Origin of the sequence: Methylobacterium sp. WL7 (assembly GCF_008040085.1) — a bacterium.
Taxonomy (GTDB): domain Bacteria; phylum Pseudomonadota; class Alphaproteobacteria; order Rhizobiales; family Beijerinckiaceae; genus Methylobacterium; species Methylobacterium mesophilicum.
Genome location: NZ_VRVG01000259.1, coordinates 1 through 2,942 on the forward strand (window position 1 = coordinate 1; position 2,942 = coordinate 2,942).

1 protein-coding gene and 2 pseudogenes are annotated in these 2,942 nt (G+C 66.1%); 2 read left to right on the forward strand and 1 reads right to left on the reverse strand.

Annotated features, from left to right (window positions below; genetic code table 11):
• The coding region (locus tag FV233_RS28890) for a polysaccharide biosynthesis/export family protein (protein WP_147899579.1) at positions 1-963 on the forward strand (963 nt) is incomplete at its 5' end.
• Between the two features lie 214 nt (positions 964-1,177).
• Here FV233_RS28890 and FV233_RS28895 read toward each other — a convergent pair.
• Positions 1,178-1,969 (reverse strand): annotated as a pseudogene (locus tag FV233_RS28895) (transposase); the annotation flags it as partial.
• 79 nt (positions 1,970-2,048) lie between these two features.
• Between FV233_RS28895 and FV233_RS28900 the strand changes: the two are divergent.
• Positions 2,049-2,806 (forward strand): annotated as a pseudogene (locus FV233_RS28900) (IS5 family transposase).
• The last annotated feature ends 136 nt before the right edge of the window (positions 2,807-2,942 follow it).

Below are 2,942 nucleotides of genomic sequence, written 5' to 3' on the forward strand. Positions count from 1 at the left end.
GCCTCCTTCGGCGACCACCGCCCCTCCACCGAGCCGGTGATCGGCATCGGCGACATGGTCTCGGTCTCGGTCTGGGAGGCCGGCTCCGGCGGCCTGTTCTCCGGCCCGCTGGTCGCCGACCGCTTCTCCGCCGGCTCGAAGTCCGCCCTCATCCCCGAGCAGCCGGTCGGCCGCGACGGCGCGATCTCGGTGCCCTATGCCGGGCGCATCAAGGTCGCCGGCCGCCGGCCCCAGGACGTCCAGGGCCTGATCGAGAATGAACTCGCCGGCAAGGCGATCCAGCCGCAGGTTCTGGTCTCGGTGACCCGGCCGATCTCGCAAGCCGTGACCGTTACCGGCGAGGGCGCCGCCGGCGCGCGCCTGCCGCTCTCGGGACACGGCGACCGCATCCTCGACGTCATCGCGTCGGCCGGCGGCAACCGCTCGCCGGTGTCGGAGACCTTCGTGCGCCTGTCGCGCGGGTCGCTCACCGCGACCGTGCCGCTGACCACCGTGGTGTCGAACCCGAAGGAGAACATCTACCTGCGGCCCAACGACGTGCTCACCCTGGTGCGCGATCCGCAGACCTTCCTGGCGGTGGGCGCGCTCGGCCAGGCCACGGAACTGCCGTTCCAGGCCGACGGCATCACGCTCGCTCAGGCGCTCGCCAAGGCGCGCGGCCTGTCGGACTTCGCCGCCGACCCGGCCGGCACCTTCATCTTCCGGTTCGAGCCCGCCAGCGTGGTGCGCCGGCTCAACCCGGCCACCAAGCTCACCGGCACGCCGCTGGTGCCGGTGGTGTACCGGATCAACATGCGCGACCCCAACAGCCTGTTCACCACCCAGGCGTTCCGCATGCGCAACCGCGACCTGATCTACGTCTCGAACGCCCCGTTCACCGAGGTCCAGAAGGTGCTGACCGCCTTCAGCGGTGTCACCGGCCCGGTCTCTTCCCTAGCAACCGCCTACACTTACACCAAATAATATTATCCAAAAGTTAATTAATTATAATATTGTTTTTAAATAATGCATATATACTATATTTGACGAAGAGAACAGATTGTGCTTACCAGGCCCGCTTCCAAAGTGAAAAAGGAGTCGCTTCTGCCTATGATGATTGGGGTTAGGCACCGATGGTCTTGAGGACTCTGCCGAAAGGGCTCCCGCACGGTAATTACCCACCCATGTGGCGGCGCTCTTAGGCGCTGACGGTTTTGAGGATGGTGGCGAACGGGCTGGTACCGGTGAGGCGGGCGGTATCGACGATGGTGCGGATGTCGGCCTCGCCCTCGGCAGCCCACATCGCGCTGTAGCCGTTAGTCATCTTGCGTTGGATCATGGAGGAACGAAGCAGCCTCTCTGCGCCGTTGTTGGTCGGCTCAACCGAGCCGGCTTGGGCGAGGAACATCAGGAGCTGACCGCGGGCCCGGCCGATCTTGGCCTGCAGATCGCGGGGCAGGTCGCAGCGGCTCGGTGTGGTGAGGATGGCCCCGAGTTGTCGGTCGAGGCTCCGGCGCTTGGCTTCCAGGGTCGAGGTGGCCAAGGTGGTGACGCGCTCGGCCAGGGCGAACACGGAGGCCAGCCAAAGCTGCAGACGCCAGGGCACCGGATCGTCGCTCGCCTCGACGACGTAGGCGATGTCGCGGGCGAGATGGGCGAGGCAGGTCTGGTGTTGGGCCGCATGGCCCTACTGGGCGGTGTAGCGGTCCGAGATCCAGACTGCGGGCCGGTGGCCGTCCATCATCTCGCGCACCACGACGGCACCCCGCGTCGGCGAGGCCGTGTGCGCCACCGCGTCGGCCGCGTGGAACACCCAATGGAAGGCGTTGCTAGCCTCGATCCGCACGCCGGTCTCGTCCGAGGCGACCACCGCGGCCCGGCGTAGCGTCGACACGGCCTTCTCGCGACCGGAGCGGAAGCGGCCCTGCGCGCGCTGGAGCAGGTTCATCAGCCCGCCCTGGCTGAGCGTCAGACCGCACAGATCCGACAAGACCGCCTAGGTCGTGAACTCTTAACGGCTGGCACGGTTTGGCCGTGGCATCGTTGATTCTCCGAATGGAGGACCGAGGATGGCGCGGTTTGACCTGACGGATGAAGAGTGGGCGGTGATCGAGCCGGTTCTTCCGACGGACGTGCGCGGCAAGGATCGGGTGGACGACCGACGGGTGCTGAACGGGATCTTCTGGCGGCTGCGCACGGGTGCGCCGTGGGCCGACATCCCGGCGCGTTACGGGCCCTACACGACCTGCGGCAACCGCTTCCGGCGCTGGCGCAAGCGCGGCATTTGGGATCGGCTTCTGGCTGCTGTGTCGAAGGCTTACGAGGGCGATCTGCAGATGATCGACGCCACCAGCGTGCGGGTTCACCAGCATGCAGCCTGCGCCAAAAAAAAGACGGCGGATCCGGTGGCATGGGTCGTTCGCGCGGCGGCCTGACGAGCAAGATCCACGCGCTGGTGGATGCCGAGGGCCGTCCCGTGGCGCTGAAGATCACGCCCGGTCAGGCGCATGACAGGCGCTCGGCGGCCGACATGCTGGGCGGGTTGGGTGAAGGCCAGGTCCTGCTGGGCGACCGGGCCTACGACAGCGATGCGCTGCGAGCCCGGATGTCCGAGCAGGGTGCTTGGGCGAACGTGAAGCCGATGCCCAACCGCAAACAGGTCCTGGCCTTCAGCCCGTTCCTGTACAAGTACCGCAACCTAGTCGAGCGCTTCTTCAGCAAGATCAAGCACTTCCGAGCCGTCGCCACCCGCTACGACAAAGATCCCGACAACTTCCTCGCCAGCGTCAAACTCGCTGCCGTCCGGGTCTGGCTGCGAACTTTATGAGTCCGCGACCTAGCACTACTTTGGCATTTTGACTTCAGGGTGGCAGATTGAGAACGGCGTCACAGTGCGGGCATCGCCGCGGTGGTGGCTGACTGAGGTGATCCAGGATGGCTTGGCGGATCGCCGGCATCGAGGG